Annotated in this window: 12 protein-coding genes; 9 read left to right on the forward strand and 3 right to left on the reverse strand. The window is 51.5% G+C overall.

Annotated features, from left to right (window positions below; genetic code table 11):
* Positions 1-172 precede the first annotated feature (172 nt).
* The 7 genes from ACTNE6_RS09670 (at position 173) to ACTNE6_RS09700 (ending at position 8367) form a co-directional block, all read left to right on the forward strand.
* Positions 173-733 (forward strand): DUF937 domain-containing protein, encoded by a 561-nt coding sequence (locus tag ACTNE6_RS09670; protein WP_442499523.1) that lies wholly within the window; start codon positions 173-175, stop codon positions 731-733.
* A 30-nt stretch (positions 734-763) separates the two neighbouring features.
* Positions 764-1228 carry a peptidoglycan-binding protein LysM gene (gene lysM, locus ACTNE6_RS09675; RefSeq protein WP_442499524.1) on the forward strand — a complete coding sequence of 155 codons (465 nt, stop codon included), beginning with the start codon at positions 764-766 and terminating at the stop codon, positions 1226-1228.
* 278 nt (positions 1229-1506) lie between these two features.
* Entirely contained in the window at positions 1507-2376 is an 870-nt protein-coding gene (locus tag ACTNE6_RS09680) for a phosphate-starvation-inducible PsiE family protein (RefSeq protein ID WP_442499525.1), read from the forward strand.
* Between the two features lie 144 nt (positions 2377-2520).
* Complete coding sequence (locus ACTNE6_RS09685) at positions 2521-4665, forward strand: HAD family hydrolase (protein ID WP_442499526.1); 2145 nt, start codon at positions 2521-2523, stop codon at positions 4663-4665.
* On the forward strand, positions 4658-5506 hold the full coding sequence (locus ACTNE6_RS09690) for an HAD-IIB family hydrolase (protein WP_442499527.1): 849 nt from the start codon (positions 4658-4660) through the stop codon (positions 5504-5506). The genes ACTNE6_RS09685 and ACTNE6_RS09690 overlap by 8 nt, the downstream gene beginning before the upstream one ends.
* Complete coding sequence (locus ACTNE6_RS09695; protein WP_442499528.1) at positions 5499-6386, forward strand: PfkB family carbohydrate kinase; 888 nt, start codon at positions 5499-5501, stop codon at positions 6384-6386. Before ACTNE6_RS09690 ends, ACTNE6_RS09695 begins: the two co-directional genes overlap by 8 nt.
* Positions 6387-6405: 19 nt before the next feature.
* Entirely contained in the window at positions 6406-8367 is a 1962-nt protein-coding gene (locus ACTNE6_RS09700; RefSeq protein ID WP_442499529.1) for an alpha-amylase family glycosyl hydrolase, read from the forward strand.
* A gap of 55 nt (positions 8368-8422) precedes the next feature.
* On the opposite strand, the gene ACTNE6_RS09705 is transcribed toward ACTNE6_RS09700, so the two are convergent.
* The 3 genes from ACTNE6_RS09705 to ACTNE6_RS09715 form a co-directional block, all read right to left on the reverse strand.
* Positions 8423-9202 carry a 4-hydroxy-tetrahydrodipicolinate reductase gene (locus ACTNE6_RS09705; protein WP_442499530.1) on the reverse strand — a complete coding sequence of 260 codons (780 nt, stop codon included), beginning with the start codon at positions 9200-9202 and terminating at the stop codon, positions 8423-8425.
* A 307-nt stretch (positions 9203-9509) separates the two neighbouring features.
* Positions 9510-10862, reverse strand: coding sequence for a sigma-54-dependent transcriptional regulator (locus ACTNE6_RS09710; RefSeq protein ID WP_442499531.1), 1353 nt, complete (start codon positions 10860-10862; stop codon positions 9510-9512).
* A complete protein-coding gene (locus tag ACTNE6_RS09715; RefSeq protein ID WP_442499532.1) occupies positions 10859-12334 on the reverse strand; it encodes an ATP-binding protein in 1476 nt (491 codons plus the stop codon). The genes ACTNE6_RS09710 and ACTNE6_RS09715 overlap by 4 nt, the downstream gene beginning before the upstream one ends.
* 426 nt (positions 12335-12760) lie before the next feature.
* Between ACTNE6_RS09715 and ACTNE6_RS09720 the strand changes: the two genes are divergently transcribed.
* Together ACTNE6_RS09720 and ACTNE6_RS09725 are read left to right on the forward strand one after the other, a co-directional pair.
* Positions 12761-13870 (forward strand): efflux RND transporter periplasmic adaptor subunit, encoded by a 1110-nt coding sequence (locus tag ACTNE6_RS09720; RefSeq protein ID WP_442499533.1) that lies wholly within the window; start codon positions 12761-12763, stop codon positions 13868-13870.
* Positions 13871-13889: 19 nt separating this feature from the next.
* Entirely contained in the window at positions 13890-17048 is a 3159-nt protein-coding gene (locus ACTNE6_RS09725) for an efflux RND transporter permease subunit (protein WP_442499534.1), read from the forward strand.

Raw genomic sequence — 17048 nt, forward strand, 5'->3', positions numbered from 1 at the left:
GGGCCGTTTCAAGTTTTCCAGAACTTAAATCTCAAGTTGTTGATCTGAATGTAGGAAATAGTCGATGGTTTTTATTCGGAAACGAGGAAATCAATAAGCGGCTTTTGATCCAAAGCGGTATGCACCGGTGGTGCTTATTAGTAGAAGCCACAAGCCACGAGGAGGTTGAGCGATGAGTCTATTAGATGCTGTTCTAGGAAAGCAGAATGCGGACATGGTTGCCAAGTTGGCGCAAAGCGTCGGTATTGATCAAAGCGATGCGCAGAATATTGTCAGGCAATTGTTGCCTGCTGTCTCCAGAGGAATCAAATCCAACGCGACAAGCGGCGAAGGACTGCAAGGGCTGTTGAACGCCCTACAGACCGGCAGCCATCAACGTTATATTGATCATCCCGAAGCATTGCAAGAAGAAACTGCAAAAGCGGACGGAAACGCAATTTTGAGCCATATTTTCGGCAGTAAGGATGTCAGCCGCAATGTGGCGGCTCATGCCGCCCAGGAAACAGGCGCAGATACGGGCATTGTCAAGCAGTTGCTGCCCTTGGTGGCAGCGGTGGTCATGGGCGCCTTGAGCAAGCAGACGTCCGGTAAGACCTTATCCGCCGATTCAGCGCAAAACTATGGACAAGCCGGGGCCAATTCGTCGGGTAATTGGATCACGTCTTTTCTGGATGCGGATAAAGATGGCGATATCACCGATGATTTATTGAATCTTGCCAAGAAATTCTTTTAATCGCTTTTCAAACAAGCACTGGAGGATGATATGGGACTATTAGATTTTGTTAAAGATATCGGCGGCAAATTGTTCAATAGGGATGACGAGGCCGCGGATAAAATTACGGAACATATTATGGCCAGTAACCCGGGAATCAGTGATTTGGGTGTTATCTACAAAGACGGCGAAGTGACCCTGATCGGTAAGACCGATAGCGCGGAAGCGGCGCAGAAGGCCGTGCTGATGGCCGGGAACGTCAAAGGCGTCACTAAAGTCGTGCCGAAAATCGACATCGTTGAAGCGACCTCAGCAGGCCAGGATGCCGCATCGGCGTTGGAACCTGCAAATGTCGAGTACTACGTGATTGCCAGCGGCGACACTTTATCAAAAATTGCCAAGAAATATTATCACGACGCCAATCAATATCAGCGCATCTTCGAAGCCAACCGGGAAGTCATCAAAGATCCGGATTTAATCTACCCGGGCCAGAAAATTAGAATTCCATTAGATTGACGATTATTTCACTGCTCGAAAGGCAGCCGGCATGCTCTTTCATCCTCGGATGAAAGAGCATGCTTTATAGTCAGTTGAGTAATAGTCGAATTGATGGATGCAAATTCGGCTTGATATAAGAAAGCCCGTCTTCAATCCCTTCAGTTTCAATATGAATTTTCCGGCAAAGCCATACTAAAGTTTTCTGATTCGTTCTCAAGTATCTGAAACGGACAATTAGCCTTTAATGCTAGGAATCTTGCTCGACGATTGGAGTCTAGTGTTAGAGGAAAACAGCTATGATCAGATTGATTTTTGCAAGTACAGCTCTGAAAGACTGGAATGCCGAAGAACTGTTAGGGCTTTTGAAAATCTGCCGCACCAATAACAGCGCCAGAGATATTACCGGCGCGCTTATTTATTTGCACAGGACTTTTTTTCAGATCCTGGAAGGCGACGAGCAAGCCGTTGATGAAACCTTTGAAAAAATACAAAAAGACACGCGGCACAAAGACGTTACCCAGATTGAAAGAAAACCGATTGCCGAACGGGATTTTCCCTACTGGAGCATGGGATTTGAGAAGCTGGACGAACACGATTTGAACACTTTCAAAGACTTCCCCCATTTTTTTGACAAGGAATTTACGCCTGCCGGCATTGCTGCGCACCGAGGTATAATCGACCCCTTAGTCAACCTTCTGCGCGTCAAACTGATCAAGCATGTGAGCGTAACGAAGCATGAAGAACTGCCCATAGATCACGAAGACTCGTTTATTCAGTTCCTGCATCGCACGATTCGCACGGGCGTCAAGTTTCTGGCCATGCTGATGACTTTTGTGATACTGCTCGGCATTGTCGATGTCATCTATGTAATTTACGAAAAAATGACGACGCCGCCGTTTCTGCTGATGACCACTGATGAAATCCTGGATACTTTCGGCGCATTTCTGGCTGTGCTGATCGCCATTGAGATTTTCTTGAATATCACTTTGTACATCCGCAGTGATGTGATTCCCGTTAAGCTGGTGGTGGCGACCGCTTTGATGGCGGTTGCACGGAAAGTCATCGTCTTTGATTATAAGCATTTGCCTTATGAATATGTCGGTGCAACGGCACTGGTTGTTGTGGCATTGGGCATTACTTATTGGTTGATTCAGAAAAAGGAATAGCGCCTGAAACTGCGTGGAACCAATAGTGTCAATGGATTCAATACAGGCTCTGCTGATCTATGGAAGGCAGAAAACTCAAATTCTTTACGAAGAGATAAGATGAAAAAGGAATGCGAAACACCTATTAACCTCTAGCTGACTGGAATGGTTATGACAGGCAAAACAGATCCCCTTTATCTGCTTCTGATCAGCGTTCACGGCCTGATTCGCGGCCACGATCTTGAACTGGGCCGTGATGCCGATACCGGCGGCCAGACCAAATATGTCGTCGATTTGACCCGGGCGCTGGCGCTACGCGACGATGTAGAGCGCGTCGATCTGGTAACCCGGCAGATCATCGATGCCAATATCAGCGCCGACTACGGCGAACCGGTTGAGCGGCTTCAGGATAAGGCCCGCATCATCCGTATCGCCGCCGGTCCGGACGGCTATTTTCGTAAAGAGGAACTTTGGGATTATCTGGATATATTCGCAGACAATCTGCTGCACTGGCTGCACCAGCAGCCGCGCATGCCCGATGTACTGCACAGCCACTATGCCGATGCGGGCTACGTGGCCATGCGTCTGGCTCATCTGACCGGCATTCCGCTGATTCATACCGGGCATTCCCTGGGACGCGACAAACGCGGCCGGCTGCTGGCGACGGGATTGCTCAATGAGTCCATTGAACAACGTTACCATTTATCCCGGCGCATCAATGTCGAGGAAGATGTTCTGGCCAATGCCGAATTGGTCATTACCAGCACGAACAACGAAATCGCCGAGCAGTACGAGCTTTACGACTATTACCATCCCGAGCGCATGGTGGTCATCCCGCCGGGCACTGATCTGGATCAGTTTCATGCGCCGGACGGTTCGGAGATAAACACAGCGATTCACAAGAGCCTGACGCGATTTTTGAAAGAACCTGAAAAGCCGATGATCCTGGCGCTATCGCGCCCGGATGTGCGCAAGAACATTGCGACTCTGATTGAAGCCTACGGCGAATGTCCGAAATTGCAGCGATTGGCCAATCTGGTCATCGTGGCCGGCTGCCGCGACGATATCCGCGAAATGGATGAAGGCGCCCAGTCCGTGCTCACGGACATCCTGCTCCTGATCGACTGCTACGATCTGTACGGGCGCATTGCGCTCCCCAAACACCACAACCAGGAAGACGTTCCGGTTATCTACCGTCTGGCGGCTTTATCGAAAGGCGTGTTCGTCAATCCGGCGCTGACCGAACCGTTCGGCCTGACTCTGCTGGAAGCGGCGGCATGTAGTTTGCCGCTGGTCGCGACCGAAAACGGTGGCCCTGTCGATATTATCGGCAACTGCCATAACGGTCTGCTCATCGATCCGCTCGATAAACAGGCCTTGGCTGAAGCGCTTATGGCACTGCTCAAAGACCGGCAGCAGTGGCGGACATTTTCAGAGAACGGCCTGACCAATGTCCGTAAATATTATTCCTGGCAGGCGCATGCCGAGAAGTACGTGAACAGCATCAGGCCCTTGCTCGGCCAGCAGATGCCGCTGCCCAAAGTCGCCCGCTCACGCAACTCCCTGCGCTATCAGGACCGGGCCATCTTCACCGATATCGATCAGAGTCTGCTCGGCAACCCGGAAGGCTTGCTGGAATTTGCCCGCTATATCCGCGACAAGCGTAGGCATGTCTTTTTCGGCATCGCAACCGGGCGACGGCTCGACTCGGCTCTTGCGGCGCTGAGGAAGCACCGTATCCCGACACCGGACGTATTGCTGACCAGCCTGGGCACGGAAATCTACTACGCGCCCCATATCACGGCCGATATGGCCTGGGCCCGGCACATCGATCACTATTGGAATCCGGGAGCTATCCGCAGGATCATGAGTGAAATGCCTGGCCTGACCTGGCAGCCCAAGAACGAGCAAAGCCGTTTCAAAATCTCGTTCTATTACAATGCGGACATTGCGCCGTCCCCGGACGAGATCAATGCGAGGCTGCGTCAGGAAGAACAGGTTGTCAATGCACGGCTCGCTTTCGGGCAATATTTCGATATCGTGCCGGTGCGCGCTTCCAAGGGGCTGGCATTGCGCTATTTCTCCCAGCAGTGGAACATTCCGCTGGGACGGATACTGGTCGCCGGCGGATCGGCCGCCGACGAGGACATGATGCGCGGCAATACGCTGGCCGTCGTCGTGGCCAACCGGCACCGCGAGGAACTTGCGCAACTGGATGAACCGGAGCGTATTTATTTCGCACGGCAACCTCATGCGCTGGGCATTATCGAAGCGATCGAGCACTATGATTTTTTCAACAACAATGACTGAACGGCTGTTAATCTGTACCGATCTTGACCGCACGTTGCTGCCGAACGGCAACGCGCCGGAATCGGCACCGGCCAGGGCGCTGTTCGCGGCCTTGGCCGCGCGCCCGGAAGTTCTGCTGGCTTATGTTTCAGGGCGGCACAAGGCGCTGGTGGAGCAGGCGATAGCCGAATACGAACTGCCGCGCCCCGACTTCGTCATCGGCGATGTCGGCACCAGCATTTATGCGATAACGGCCGAGGGCTGGCAGGAATGGCCGCAATGGATAGCAGCCATCGCGCCTGACTGGGCCGGCCGCGATCATGCCGACATGCGGCGGATGTTCGGGCATCTGGTTGATCTGAGGTTGCAGGAAAGCGCCAAGCAGAACCGCTTCAAGCTCAGTTATTATGTGCCGATAGAGGCCGATCTGTCCCGGTTGATGGCGGCCATGCGCGGCCTGTTAGGGGAGCAGGGCATCCGTGCCGACTTGATTTACAGCATTGATGAGGCCGGGCCTGTCGGATTGCTGGACGTGCTGCCGGCCAACGCCACCAAATTCCATGCCATCGAATTTTTGATGCAGGAGCTGGGGGTCGGTATCGAAAACACGGTATTTGCCGGCGACAGCGGCAATGATCTGCCTGTGCTGACCAGTCCGATCCAGTCGGTGCTGGTTGCCAACGCCAGCGCCGATGTGCGCAGGGAAGCCCAGGAGCTGGCGACGCTGCGCTCGACCGGCAGCGCGCTTTATCTCGCCAAAGGCGGTTTTATGGGTATGAACGGCAATTACAGCGCCGGTATTTTAGAAGGTGTCGCACATTATCTGCCGCACACGCAACAATGGATGAAAATTAATGACTAATAAACCTATTACAGTGTTCGGCGAAGTGTTGTTTGATCATTTTCCCGACGGCAGCTGCGTGCTCGGCGGCGCACCGTTCAATGCGGCCTGGCATTTGCAGGCTTTCGCCCAGGCTCCGCGTTTTATCAGCCGCATCGGCCGGGACCCGTTAGGCGATGCCATTGAAGCGGCCATGCGGGCATGGGGCATGGCTGTGTCGGGCCTGCAACGCGATAGCGAACATCCCACCGGCTCGGTGCAAGTCATGATCGACGATGGCGAACCCCGTTACGCGATCCTGCCGGCACAAGCCTATGACTTCATTGCTGCCGATGAGCTGGCCGTGGAAATACACGATGGTTTGCTTTATCACGGCACGTTGGCGGTGCGGCATGAGGTGTCGAGACGGGCGCTGGCCGTATTAAAGGCCCGGCATCGCGGCAAGATTTTTCTGGATGTCAATCTGCGCGCGCCGTGGTGGAAAAAGGACGATGTGCGGCGGTTGCTTGACGATGCCGACTGGGTCAAGCTCAATCATCATGAGCTGGCTGCATTGCAGCCGCTATCAGGCGACATCAAAGCCGATATGCGTGCGTTTCAGAGGGCTCATGACCTTGAGGGATTAGTTGTAACCTATGGCGATCAGGGCGCGCTGGCGGTCGATGCGGCGGGCAATCATGTCAATGTGGTGCCTGCGCCGGCTCTGCAGGTACTCGATACGGTCGGCGCCGGCGATGCCTTTGCTGCCGTTCTGCTGCTCGGCCTGAATATGGGCTGGAATATAAAACTGACCATGGAGCGCGCGCAGTGTTTCGCTTCGGCGCTGGTCGGCCGGCGCGGCGCGACGGTTCAGGACATTGGCTTCTACCAGCCTTTTATAGAAGCCTGGGCACTCAATTAGTAGCCTCAGAGAGAAAATTATGTACGAACAAATCTCCCATTCATTGCTGAATGAAATTCTGGATGAGCTGCAGCCGAATGCATACGAACGGCGACGGGATTTGCAGCATTTTTATACGCGGCTGGGGGCGAATTTCTATGCCATCCATAATCTTTTCGAGCGCCTCTACGGGCAGCGAGATGATTTTGAACTTCAGATGCAGCGTCTGGTTGAAACGCTGGTGCGGAAGTACATGCATAGGCCAAGGGAATTGAAGGACCTTGATATCGCCCGGGAAAAAGACCACAACTGGTTTTTAAGCCAGAAGTGGGTCGGCATGGCGCTCTACAGTGCGGGCTTTGCCGGCAATTTACGGAATATGGCGGCTAAAACGCCTTATTTTCAAGAGCTGGGCATTAATCTTGTGCACATCATGCCGATACTGAAATGCCCGGTCGGCAAAAGCGATGGCGGCTACGCGGTCAGCAATTTCCGTGAAATTGACGAGCGGATCGGCACGCTGGAAGACTTGCAGACAATCGCTGATGAGTTCGGCAAGCGCGACATCCTGCTGGTGCTGGACGTGGTCGTCAATCATACTTCCGATGAGCACGAATGGGCGCAGAAGGCTATCGCCGGCGATAAAAAATATCAGGATTACTATTACATTTTTGATAACCGCGAAATTCCCGACATGTACGAGCAAAGCATGCCGGAGATTTTTCCGGAATCCAGTCCGGGCAATTTCACCTGGAACGAGACCATGCAAAAATGGGTCATGACGGTTTTCCATAATTATCAATGGGACCTGAATTACAGCAATCCCGCCGTATTCATCGAGATGATCGATGTCATCCTGTTCTGGATCAACCAGGGCGCCGATATCATAAGGCTCGATGCGGTGGCGTTTTTATGGAAGAAGATAGGCACCACTTGCCAGAATGAACGCGAAGCCCATTTGCTGCTGCAATTGATGAAAGACTGCTGTCAGGTCGTGGCGCCGGGCGCGCTGTTTATTGCCGAAGCCATCGTCGCGCCGGTGGAAATCATCAAATATTTCGGCGAAGACGCGATCATTGCCAAGGAATGCGAGATTGCCTATAACGCCACGTTCATGGCGCTGCTTTGGGACGCCATCGCCACCCAAAACTGCAAACTGCTGACTCAGGGCTTGAAGAGCCTGCCCGGCAAACTGGAGCGCGCCACCTGGCTGAACTATGTGCGCTGCCATGATGATATTGGCCTCGGTTATGATGACAACGACATTCGCGCCGCCGGTTACGATCCTTTCGCCCACCGGCAGTTTCTGATTGATTTCTATACGGGCAGTTATCCGGGGTCTTTCGCCAGCGGCGTGCCGTTCATGCGCAATGATAAAACCGGCGATGCGCGTATCTCAGGCTCTCTGGCCTCGCTGGCCGGCCTTGAAAAAGCGGCCCAATCCGGCAATGAACAGGAGATTAGGATCGCTATCGATAAAATCCTGCTGCTGCATAACCTGATCATGGCCTTCGGCGGCATCCCATTGCTGTATTACGGCGACGAGATCGGCACCTTCAATGATTACAGCTACCGCGATGATCATGATAAATTAGGCGACAGCCGCTGGATACACAGGCCGACAATTGACTGGCAACGTGTTGAACTGCGCAAGAAGCAGGGCACGATAGAGTACACGCTGTTCACCGCGTTAAAGAAGATGATCGCGATACGCAAGGAAACGACAGCCTTTGCCGATTTCAACAATCGCCATCTGATCGATACGAATAACGAGCATCTGTTTGCCTTCATGCGTTTCGATCACAACCGCTCCTCGAAAAGCGTTCTGGTGGTGAGCAATTTCAGCGCCGAACCGCAGGCTCTCGATTTGCAAACCCTGGCTCATGAGGGGTTCGGTACTTCCGGCCAGTTAATCGATCTATATTCGGGCCAGCAGCCTGTTATAGAGGAGGGCAGGCTGCCCATCCAGCCTTTCCACTTTTATTGGCTGAGTGAATATTAATTCCGGATAGTAAATTAAGTTACCTCCGGCCATGCCGAAGGTAACTTAATTTTATTCAAATTGTCGCCCTGGAAATGCCGGACTTCGGCAATTCATTGTGGCTGGTGGCTCGTAACAGCAGGTCTTCGAAGGTATAAAAGCCGATATCGCAGCTTGCCAGTTGGGATAAAGCGAAAGCTGCGCCGGTACCGAATGCTTCGCGTCTGATTGATGAATGGATTAATCGAACGGTTTGGTGGGGGAAACCGAAAATGACTTCATGCTCGCCGATAATTCCGCCGAGCCGCAATGAGGTGACTTGATCATCTTCCACGCCTAATTTTTCCGCAATCTTAAGTGCCGTGCCTGAAACTTCAGGTTTTTCCTTAAAGTGTTGCTCAAGGATTTCCACGTCGGCGAAAGGTGCGACCTTGCGTAGCAGATTGGCTGCCGTCATGAGGAAATTGATCCCCAGCGTAATGTTGGGCGAGCACATCACCCGTGTATATTCTCCAAGATTACGAATATAAGCCAGATCGCTTTTCGAATAAGCAGAAATCGCGCTGACCAGCATTATTCTGCGTTTGCGTACTATTTCTCCATACGAATGTACTGTTTCTGGCAAGGAAAAATCCACGACTGCATCAACCGGATGCCGATTAAACAGCTCCTCGAACGGTTGCTGTTCAATGCTGATGATAGGGACGGCGGTGTCTGGGTGTGTTTGAGCGACGCCGCTGGCCGTGCGGCGAGCAATCCAGCGCAGTTCGAAGCGAGGGTCGGTGCTGAATATGTTGGCTACGGCTCTGCCGGTCTTGCCGTAACCAATGAGACCAATACGTGTTTTTGGGGACACGAAAAACCTCCTTAATGTGTATTAAAGAACAGAATGATGCGCAGCCCGACAAAGGCGGCGTATTTGTGGACAATTTCTACTGTGTGGATTTATACCTGTGGTTGTTTATCACAAAGGAATCATAGCAAAATAGCCGTTCATAGACCAACCTTGCCGCGCGCACTGAATGTCTGCATGGGGCAGGTAAAAACCGGCAAACCCATGACCTGTCTAGCTTGAAGGTACCGGTCCACATTAATATGAAAAGGCGGCTTCGAGGCTGTGAAAGTGTTTCAGATCAGCCGGTTGATTTTCCTGCAGGAAAGTATTATCCCAGCTTGCGGTACAGAGTGCTGCGGTCCAGGCCAAGTATTCGGGCGGCTTGAATTTTATTGCCGCCGGTTGCTTCCAGAACATGGCGAATATAGGCCTGCTGAACGTCTTCGACTGTCCATCCCTGCATCATTGCCAGTTCCAGAAAATTCTTGTCGTTGAAAGGAATTTTCGAGGCTTGCGCCAGATCTTCAATAAAAAGCGTGTCATGTTCGGCAAGTACGATAGCCCGCTCCAAAGTGTTGGCAAGTTCACGGACATTGCCCGGCCAATGGTAGGCTTGTATCCAACGCAGCACTTCCGCCGAAATATTGACCGGCCCTTGTTTGCCGAGACGTTGGCAGATCGTGTCGATTAATGTCTTGATCAACTCGTTAAGGTCTTCCTTGCGCTCTCGTAAAGGAGGTACTTCAAGGCTGATCACATTCAACCGGTGATAAAGGTCCAGACGGAACAGTTTGTCGTTGACGCGTTGTTCCAACGGCTGATGGGTTGCGGCGATCAGGCGAACATTGACTTGCTCTTCTTTGGTATCGCCGAGTGCGCGGATTTTTCCGGTTTCCAGCGCTTGCAGCAGCTTGGGCTGTATTTCCAAAGGCAGTTCAGCGATTTCATCGAGGAACAGGGTTCCGGAATTCGCTTGCAAAAACAGTCCCGGCCTGTCTTTGCTGGCGTCGGTAAAAGCGCCTTTGCGGACGCCGAACAATTCGCTTTCCACCAGACTGTGCGGCAATGCCGCGCAATTGACAGCGATAAAAGGCCCTTGACGGTTCGGGCTGTTGTCATGAATCCAGCGTGCCACTGCGCTTTTGCCGGTGCCGCTTTCGCCCGTTAAAAGCACCGTCGAATTCACTGCGGCAGCCCGTTTTGCCAGAGTGATCAATTGCCGCATGCAAGCGCTGCGGGTTACAAAAACACTTGTGTCGCTGTTTTTATCATCGGTATAGTCGATTTTTACTGCGGTGCGCCTCATTTGCCGGTCTTCAAGCGCACGGGTTACCGCGGCGTACAGTTCTTCGATGCGGAACGGCTTGGTTAAAAAGTCGCAGGCGCCTGCATGCATGCTTTGCATCGCCAGGTCAATGCTGCCGAAGGCGGTAATGAGTAATACCAGCTGTTCAGGCCGTTTACGGTGAATGGCCGTCATTAATTCGAGACCGCGCATGCCGGGCATGACCACATCGGATATGACGAGATCGAACGGCTCTTTTTCTATGGCGCTGAGCGCCTCATCGGTTTGCGTGAATCCGACGGCTGAATAGCCCTCATGCCGAAGCATGTCGAGCAGATAATCAACAATGCCGGGATCGTCGTCAATCACCAGCAGGCGAACGTTTTCTGAAGTCATGATGGATTCTTCCAGGGCAAGTGAACAATAAAATGGCTGCCTTTGCCGAATTCTGTTTCGGCGACGACACTGCCCCCCATTTCGGTCACCAAGGTCTTGACCACGGCCAGTCCCAGGCCGGTGCCGCCTTGTTTGCTGCGAGTGGTAAAGTAAGGTTCGAAAAGATAGGGCAGATGTTCCGGCGCGATGCCTGTCCCTGTATCGCTGACGGTAAGCCTTAGCGCCGGTATTTTGTTGTCGGCATAGACAATGGAATCCTGGGATAGATCGACGGTGATCGAGCCTGTGTCAACGACTGCCGCCAGCGCATTGGACAGCAGGTTCAACACGATCTGCTGGATGCCGTCTTTGTTGATCAGCAGAAGCGGCAATGTCTCAGGATGGGTGAAAGTCATGGCCACGCCTTGGCGCCGCGCTTCGAAGCCCAGCATGTCGATGACTTCGGCTACAGCCTGGATGACATCGCAGAGCACGGGTTCGGATGACGGGCGCGGGGCAAACTCCAGGAGACGCTGGACAATTCGCGTGATACGGTCGGTCTGGTCGACCAGGATATTGGCTATCCGCCGCACCTCCTGCAAATCCTCGCTGCCGTCGGCCAGCGCTCTCGCCCTGCCGTTAATGATCTGCAGGGGCGAGCCGATTTCATGGGCCAGTCCTGCCGATAACTGGCCGATCGTTATCATTTTGTCCGCATTCTGCAAGGCCCGTTGCAGCTGCCGCCGTTGCTGGGTTTCAGCGTCCAGTCTGCGGTAAGCGGAAAACAATTGTACCGTCATCCGGTTGAATTCCTGCCGCACGGACGAAAGCTCGTCATTCCCGCTTATTGGTAAAGGCTCCGGCGGTTCCCGGCTGTTTCTGAAAGCCAGCATGGCTTGGCGGAGTTCCTGCAGCGGGCGGGAAATGTAAATCTGGCCTAAAAAGAAACAAAGCAGGGAGGTAAATGAAATCAAAGAAAAAAAAGACCAAAGAATATAGGTTCTGGTTTTACTTAAATCCTCTTTCATCTTTTGCAGGGACCGCACCACAGCCAGATTGCCCGGCATGGCGGTTGAAGCCTTATTGAAAGGTAAGGACATCACCAGAAAGTCAGGATCGTCTGCGGGAAAATAAAATTGCTTCATTTCACCATCAAGCGCAGCCTGGGACAGCGTTTGTTTTACTTCTTCCGGCCACACCAGGCTTTCTGCACCGGAACGGATAATGCTGTGGTTTTGAATGTAGACAGATACGTCTATAGAAGGCTTGAAGTGCTCTATTTGTTGCAACAGCTCCTGCACATCTTCCGTTTGCTGATCCCGTAAAGCGTTCTCTACAGAAACCAGCAAACTGTGGGCTAATAAGCGAGTCTCTTTTTCAACATCATCCCGTAAGTCCTGCGATTCGGTTCGAAGCTGATACGTCCCGTAGATGCCAAAAACCACTAATGTCAAGGCGAACAGGGAGAAAGTTAATTTATAAATAACAGACATAGTGATGCATTTTGCACTCGCTTTTCGCAAATTGCAACACTCTGTTCAGGCGAATGAATTTACAAGGTGAAATATCTATAGGAAAAATAATGTTATTTAATCTTTGTTAGTATTGGCATTATTATTGCTTATTAAAATAATCAATAATTCCATGACTTGCAATGCCATTAGCCAATGTTATGAACAACAACTCATTTACTCATTTGTACCCGTTTTCTGAGAACTGCGTCCGCCTTTCAGTATTCAGCTTTCCAAATTTAAGCATGCGTTAATAGAAAAAGTGAAAGCTGGGTTTAATGAGCAGAGCAAAAAATTTTATGCCCTAACTGCCATCTGTTTGAAAAAAATCCGTAATCCCAACAGCACGAAGAAAATCCGTACGATTCTTTTGCTGTGTCAGACATTCAATTGCCTAAATGACTTCAAATGAAAAATAGCCAAATACTGTTTCTTGTCTTCTGCCTGATCACGGCATCCTGCACACCTAAAAAAGAAGTTGAGGCCGTCGATTCCCATCAGGTAATAACCCCTCTGTTAAAAGACACCACCTACAGCAGCGAATATGTTGCCGACATACAGTCGGTAAAATACGTCGAGGTAAGAAGCCAGGTTAAAGGCTATATTGAAAAAATCTACGTGGACGAGGGTCAGCCGGTAAAGGAAGGGCAGTTGCTGTTCACGCTTAACCCTCTGGAATTCGAAAAGGAATTGCAAAAGGCCAATGCGGTTTATAAAAATGCCATAGCCGATTTGAAGGCAGCCCAGGTGGAATTAACCAACGTAAGGCGGCTAGTCGAAAAAAATATTGTATCCAAAGCGGAGCTGGCTGTAACAAAGGCCAAAGCGGATGCATTGAGAGCCGACGTGGAAGAGGCTAAGGCGAACAAAGAACAGGCCGCTTTACAGCTTTCATTCGCCAGCATCAAGGCGCCCTATGACGGCGTCATCAACCGGATTCCGAACAAGGTCGGCAGTCTCATAGAAGAAGGGGATATGCTGACTTCCATTTCCGACAATCACGAGGTATTTGCCTATTTCAATCTGTCGGAAATCGATTACCTCAATTACATCACTAACGGCGAACAAAAGACAAAAACGGTGGGTTTAAAGCTTGCCAACAGTGTTCTCTATGAGCACGAGGGAAAAATAGAAATGATCGAAAGCGAATTCGATCGTTCAACGGGCAACATTGCCTTCAGGGCCAGGTTTCCAAATCCGGATGCCATTTTAAAGCATGGGGCTAGCGGCAAGATCATCGTCAACAAAGAGCTGAAGAACGTCTTGCAAATTCCTCAAAAATCAACGTTTGAAATTCAGGACAAGCTGTATGTGTTCGTAGTCAGCCGGGATGGAGTGTTGCAGCAAAGGAACATCGTTCCCAAAATGCGGTTTCCTGATTTTTATGTCGTGGAGTCCGGTTTGTCAAAAGACGAAAAAATACTGTTCGAAGGCGTCGAAAATGTCAGGGATGGGCATAAAATCAATCCTGTCGATGTTGATTTAGCCGAAGTGATGGCGTTAGACATTAAAGCTTAACCGGGCGGTAAGGATTATCATGACTTCAAGATTTATTCATCGGCCGGTACTATCGATTGTCATCTCCATTCTGATCACGTTGATGGGATTGCTGTCTTTAACCCGACTGCCTGTCACTCAGTTTCCCGATATTGCGCCTCCCGAGGTCAACGTGACGACAAAGTTTACCGGCGCCAATGCGGAAGTTGTCGTCAAGGCTGTCATAACGCCGCTCGAGCGAGCGATCAACGGCGTGCCCGGCATGGCCTATATGTCGTCCGTTTCCGGCAATGACGGCAGCGGCGAAATCCAGATTATTTTCAAGGCCGGCACCGACCCGGAAGTTGCCGCCGTCAACGTGCAGAACCGGGTGTCTTCGGTGCTGGACGAGCTGCCCGCCGAAGCGATTAAAGCAGGGGTTATTGTCGAGAAAGTACAAAACGCCATGCTGTTATATATCAACATACTCAGCTCGGACCCAACGCTGGACGAGAAATTTCTTTACAACTTTACCGACATCAATGTTTTAAAAGAACTCAAAAGAATAGACGGGGTCGGTTTTGCCGAAATCCTGGGCTCCAGGGAATACGCCATGCGCGTGTGGCTGAAGCCCGATAAACTGTTGATGTACAACATCTCGGCTACGGAAGTCATTGAAAAACTAAAAGCTCAGAACGTGGAAGCCGCGCCGGGTAAGATTGGTGAGAGCTCAGGTAAGAGGGCGCAGGCGCTTCAATACGTCTTGAAGTACACCGGCAAACATAATACTAAGGCAGCCTATGAAAACATCGTCTTGAGCAGTGCGGAGAATGGCGAAATATTGCGGCTCAAGGATGTTGCCGAAATTGAATTCGATTCTCAGGATTACAACGTCCTTTCCAAAGAAAACGGTCGGCCTTCCGCCGCCATTCTGTTAAAGCAGCGCCCGGGCAGCAATGCCAAGGAGGTGATTGACACTATCAAAGCGACCATGGCAAAGATAAAGTCCACGTCCTTTCCGCCGGGCATGGATTATACCCTGAGCTATGATGTTTCCGAGTTTCTGGATGCTTCCATTCATGAAGTCATCAAGACACTGGTAGAAGCTTTTCTGTTGGTTGCCCTGGTGGTGTTTGTCTTCTTGCAGGATTTTCGCTCCACCCTCATCCCCATTATTGCCGTGCCGGTATCGTTGGTCGGCACGTTTTTCTTCATGCAGCTGATGGGCTTTTCCCTCAATCTCATTACCCTGTTTGCACTGGTGTTGGCTATCGGTATCGTGGTGGACAACGCCATTGTGGTCATCGAAGCCGTGCATGCCAAAATGGAGCATTCCAAAATCGGCGCGCGAAAAGCCACGGAACAGGCCATGCGCGAAATCAGCGGAGCGATTATCGCCATCACGCTGGTCATGTCGGCCGTGTTTTTACCGGTAGCCTTTATGGAAGGCCCTGAAGGCGTTTTTTACCGGCAGTTTTCCCTGACTATGGCGTTTTCCATTGTCCTCTCAGGTGTTACGGCGCTTACCCTGACTCCCGCGTTGTGCGCCTTGTTTCTCAAGAATGTTCATGTTTCCGATCATGCTGAAAAATCGGGTCTGCAGAAATTCTTTGCAGGATTCAATAACGGGTACGACAGGCTGTCCGGCAACTACAAAAAGCTGATCGGTGTCATCGCTGACAGACGGGTTATAACGTTTGGAATATTGGTTGGATTTTCTGTAGGCTCCGGTTTGATAGGAACTTATGTGCCTACAGGTTTTATCCCTGAAGAAGATCAAGGGACTATATACGCTAATATCACAGCACCATCAGGTGCAACCCTTGAGCGCACCGAAAAAGTGTCGGATGAGGTGCAGCGTGTTGCATCGGGCCTGGACGGTGTGAATTCGGTTTCCAGTCTGGCTGGGTTCAGCCTGCTCTCCGAAGGTACGGGCGCTGTTTATGGCATGAATCTGATCAGCTTGAAAAACTGGGATGAGAGAACAGTTTCCGACAAGGACATCATCCATAGGCTGGAACAAGAAACCCGATATATCAAAGATGCCAGCATTGAGTTTTTCACGCCGCCGCCGGTGCCGGGTTATGGCAATTCCAGCGGCTTCGAAATGCGCTTGCTGGACAAGACCGGTTCGGACGATCTGCAAAGATTGCAGAAAGTCGCCGATGCCTTTGTGGAGGAGCTCAACAAGCGGCCCGAGATCGTGAATGCCTTTACCACCTTCAACGTCAGTTTTCCGCAATTTCTGCTGCACATTGACGGCGATAAGGCCGCGCAAAAAGGCATCACCGCCGAGAACGCCATGAGTACGCTGCAAACCCTGATCGGCAGCGAGTATGCCACCAACTTTATCCGTTTCGGCCAGATGTATAAGGTCATGGTGCAGGCGCTGCCAGAATACCGTGCTCAGCCGGATGATCTGATGGCGCTGTACATCAAAAATGACGCCGGAAAAATGGTGCCTTTTTCCTCCTTTCTTCGTGTTGAAAAGGTCTATGGTCCGGAGCAGGTGACGCGCTACAACATGTACACCTCGGCCATGGTCAACGGCCAGCCGGCGTCAGGGTACAGCAGCGGGCAGGCCATTGCCGCGATCAAGGATGTGGCCGCGCAGAAACTGCCGAAAGGCTTTGGTTACGATTGGGCAGGCTCGTCCCGGGACCAGGCTCAGGCGGGCAACCAGGCGATTTATATTTTTCTGATTTGCCTGGTGTTCGTATACCTGCTGCTTGCCGCCCAGTATGAAAGCTTCCTGCTGCCCATGCCGGTTATTCTCTCCCTGCCGATCGGCATATTCGGAGCCTTGTTCTTACTGATGGTTATGGGCCTGGAGAACAATATCTACGCGCAGATCGCCATGATCATGCTGATCGGTATTCTCGGCAAGAACGCCATTCTGATCATTGAGTTTGCCACGATGCAGCACCGACTGGGGAAAACGCCGCTCGAAGCGGCCGTTGAAGGCGCCACGCTGCGCCTGCGTCCTATTTTAATGACCTCCTTTGCCTTTATTGCCGGTCTGGTTCCGTTAATGTTTGCTTCAGGGGCGGGAAAGATAGGCAACAATACCATCGGTACGGCAGCCGCGGGAGGCATGCTTTTCGGGACCATTTTCGGGGGCATCGTCATTCCGGGGCTTTATGTGGTGTTTGCAAGCATTGCCGACAAGCGCAAGCACGACGGAAGAAAAGAAGAAATGGCTCTCTCGGAAACTATTTAA

Source organism: Methylobacter sp. sgz302048, from assembly GCF_052162025.1.
Classification (GTDB): domain Bacteria; phylum Pseudomonadota; class Gammaproteobacteria; order Methylococcales; family Methylomonadaceae; genus Methylobacter.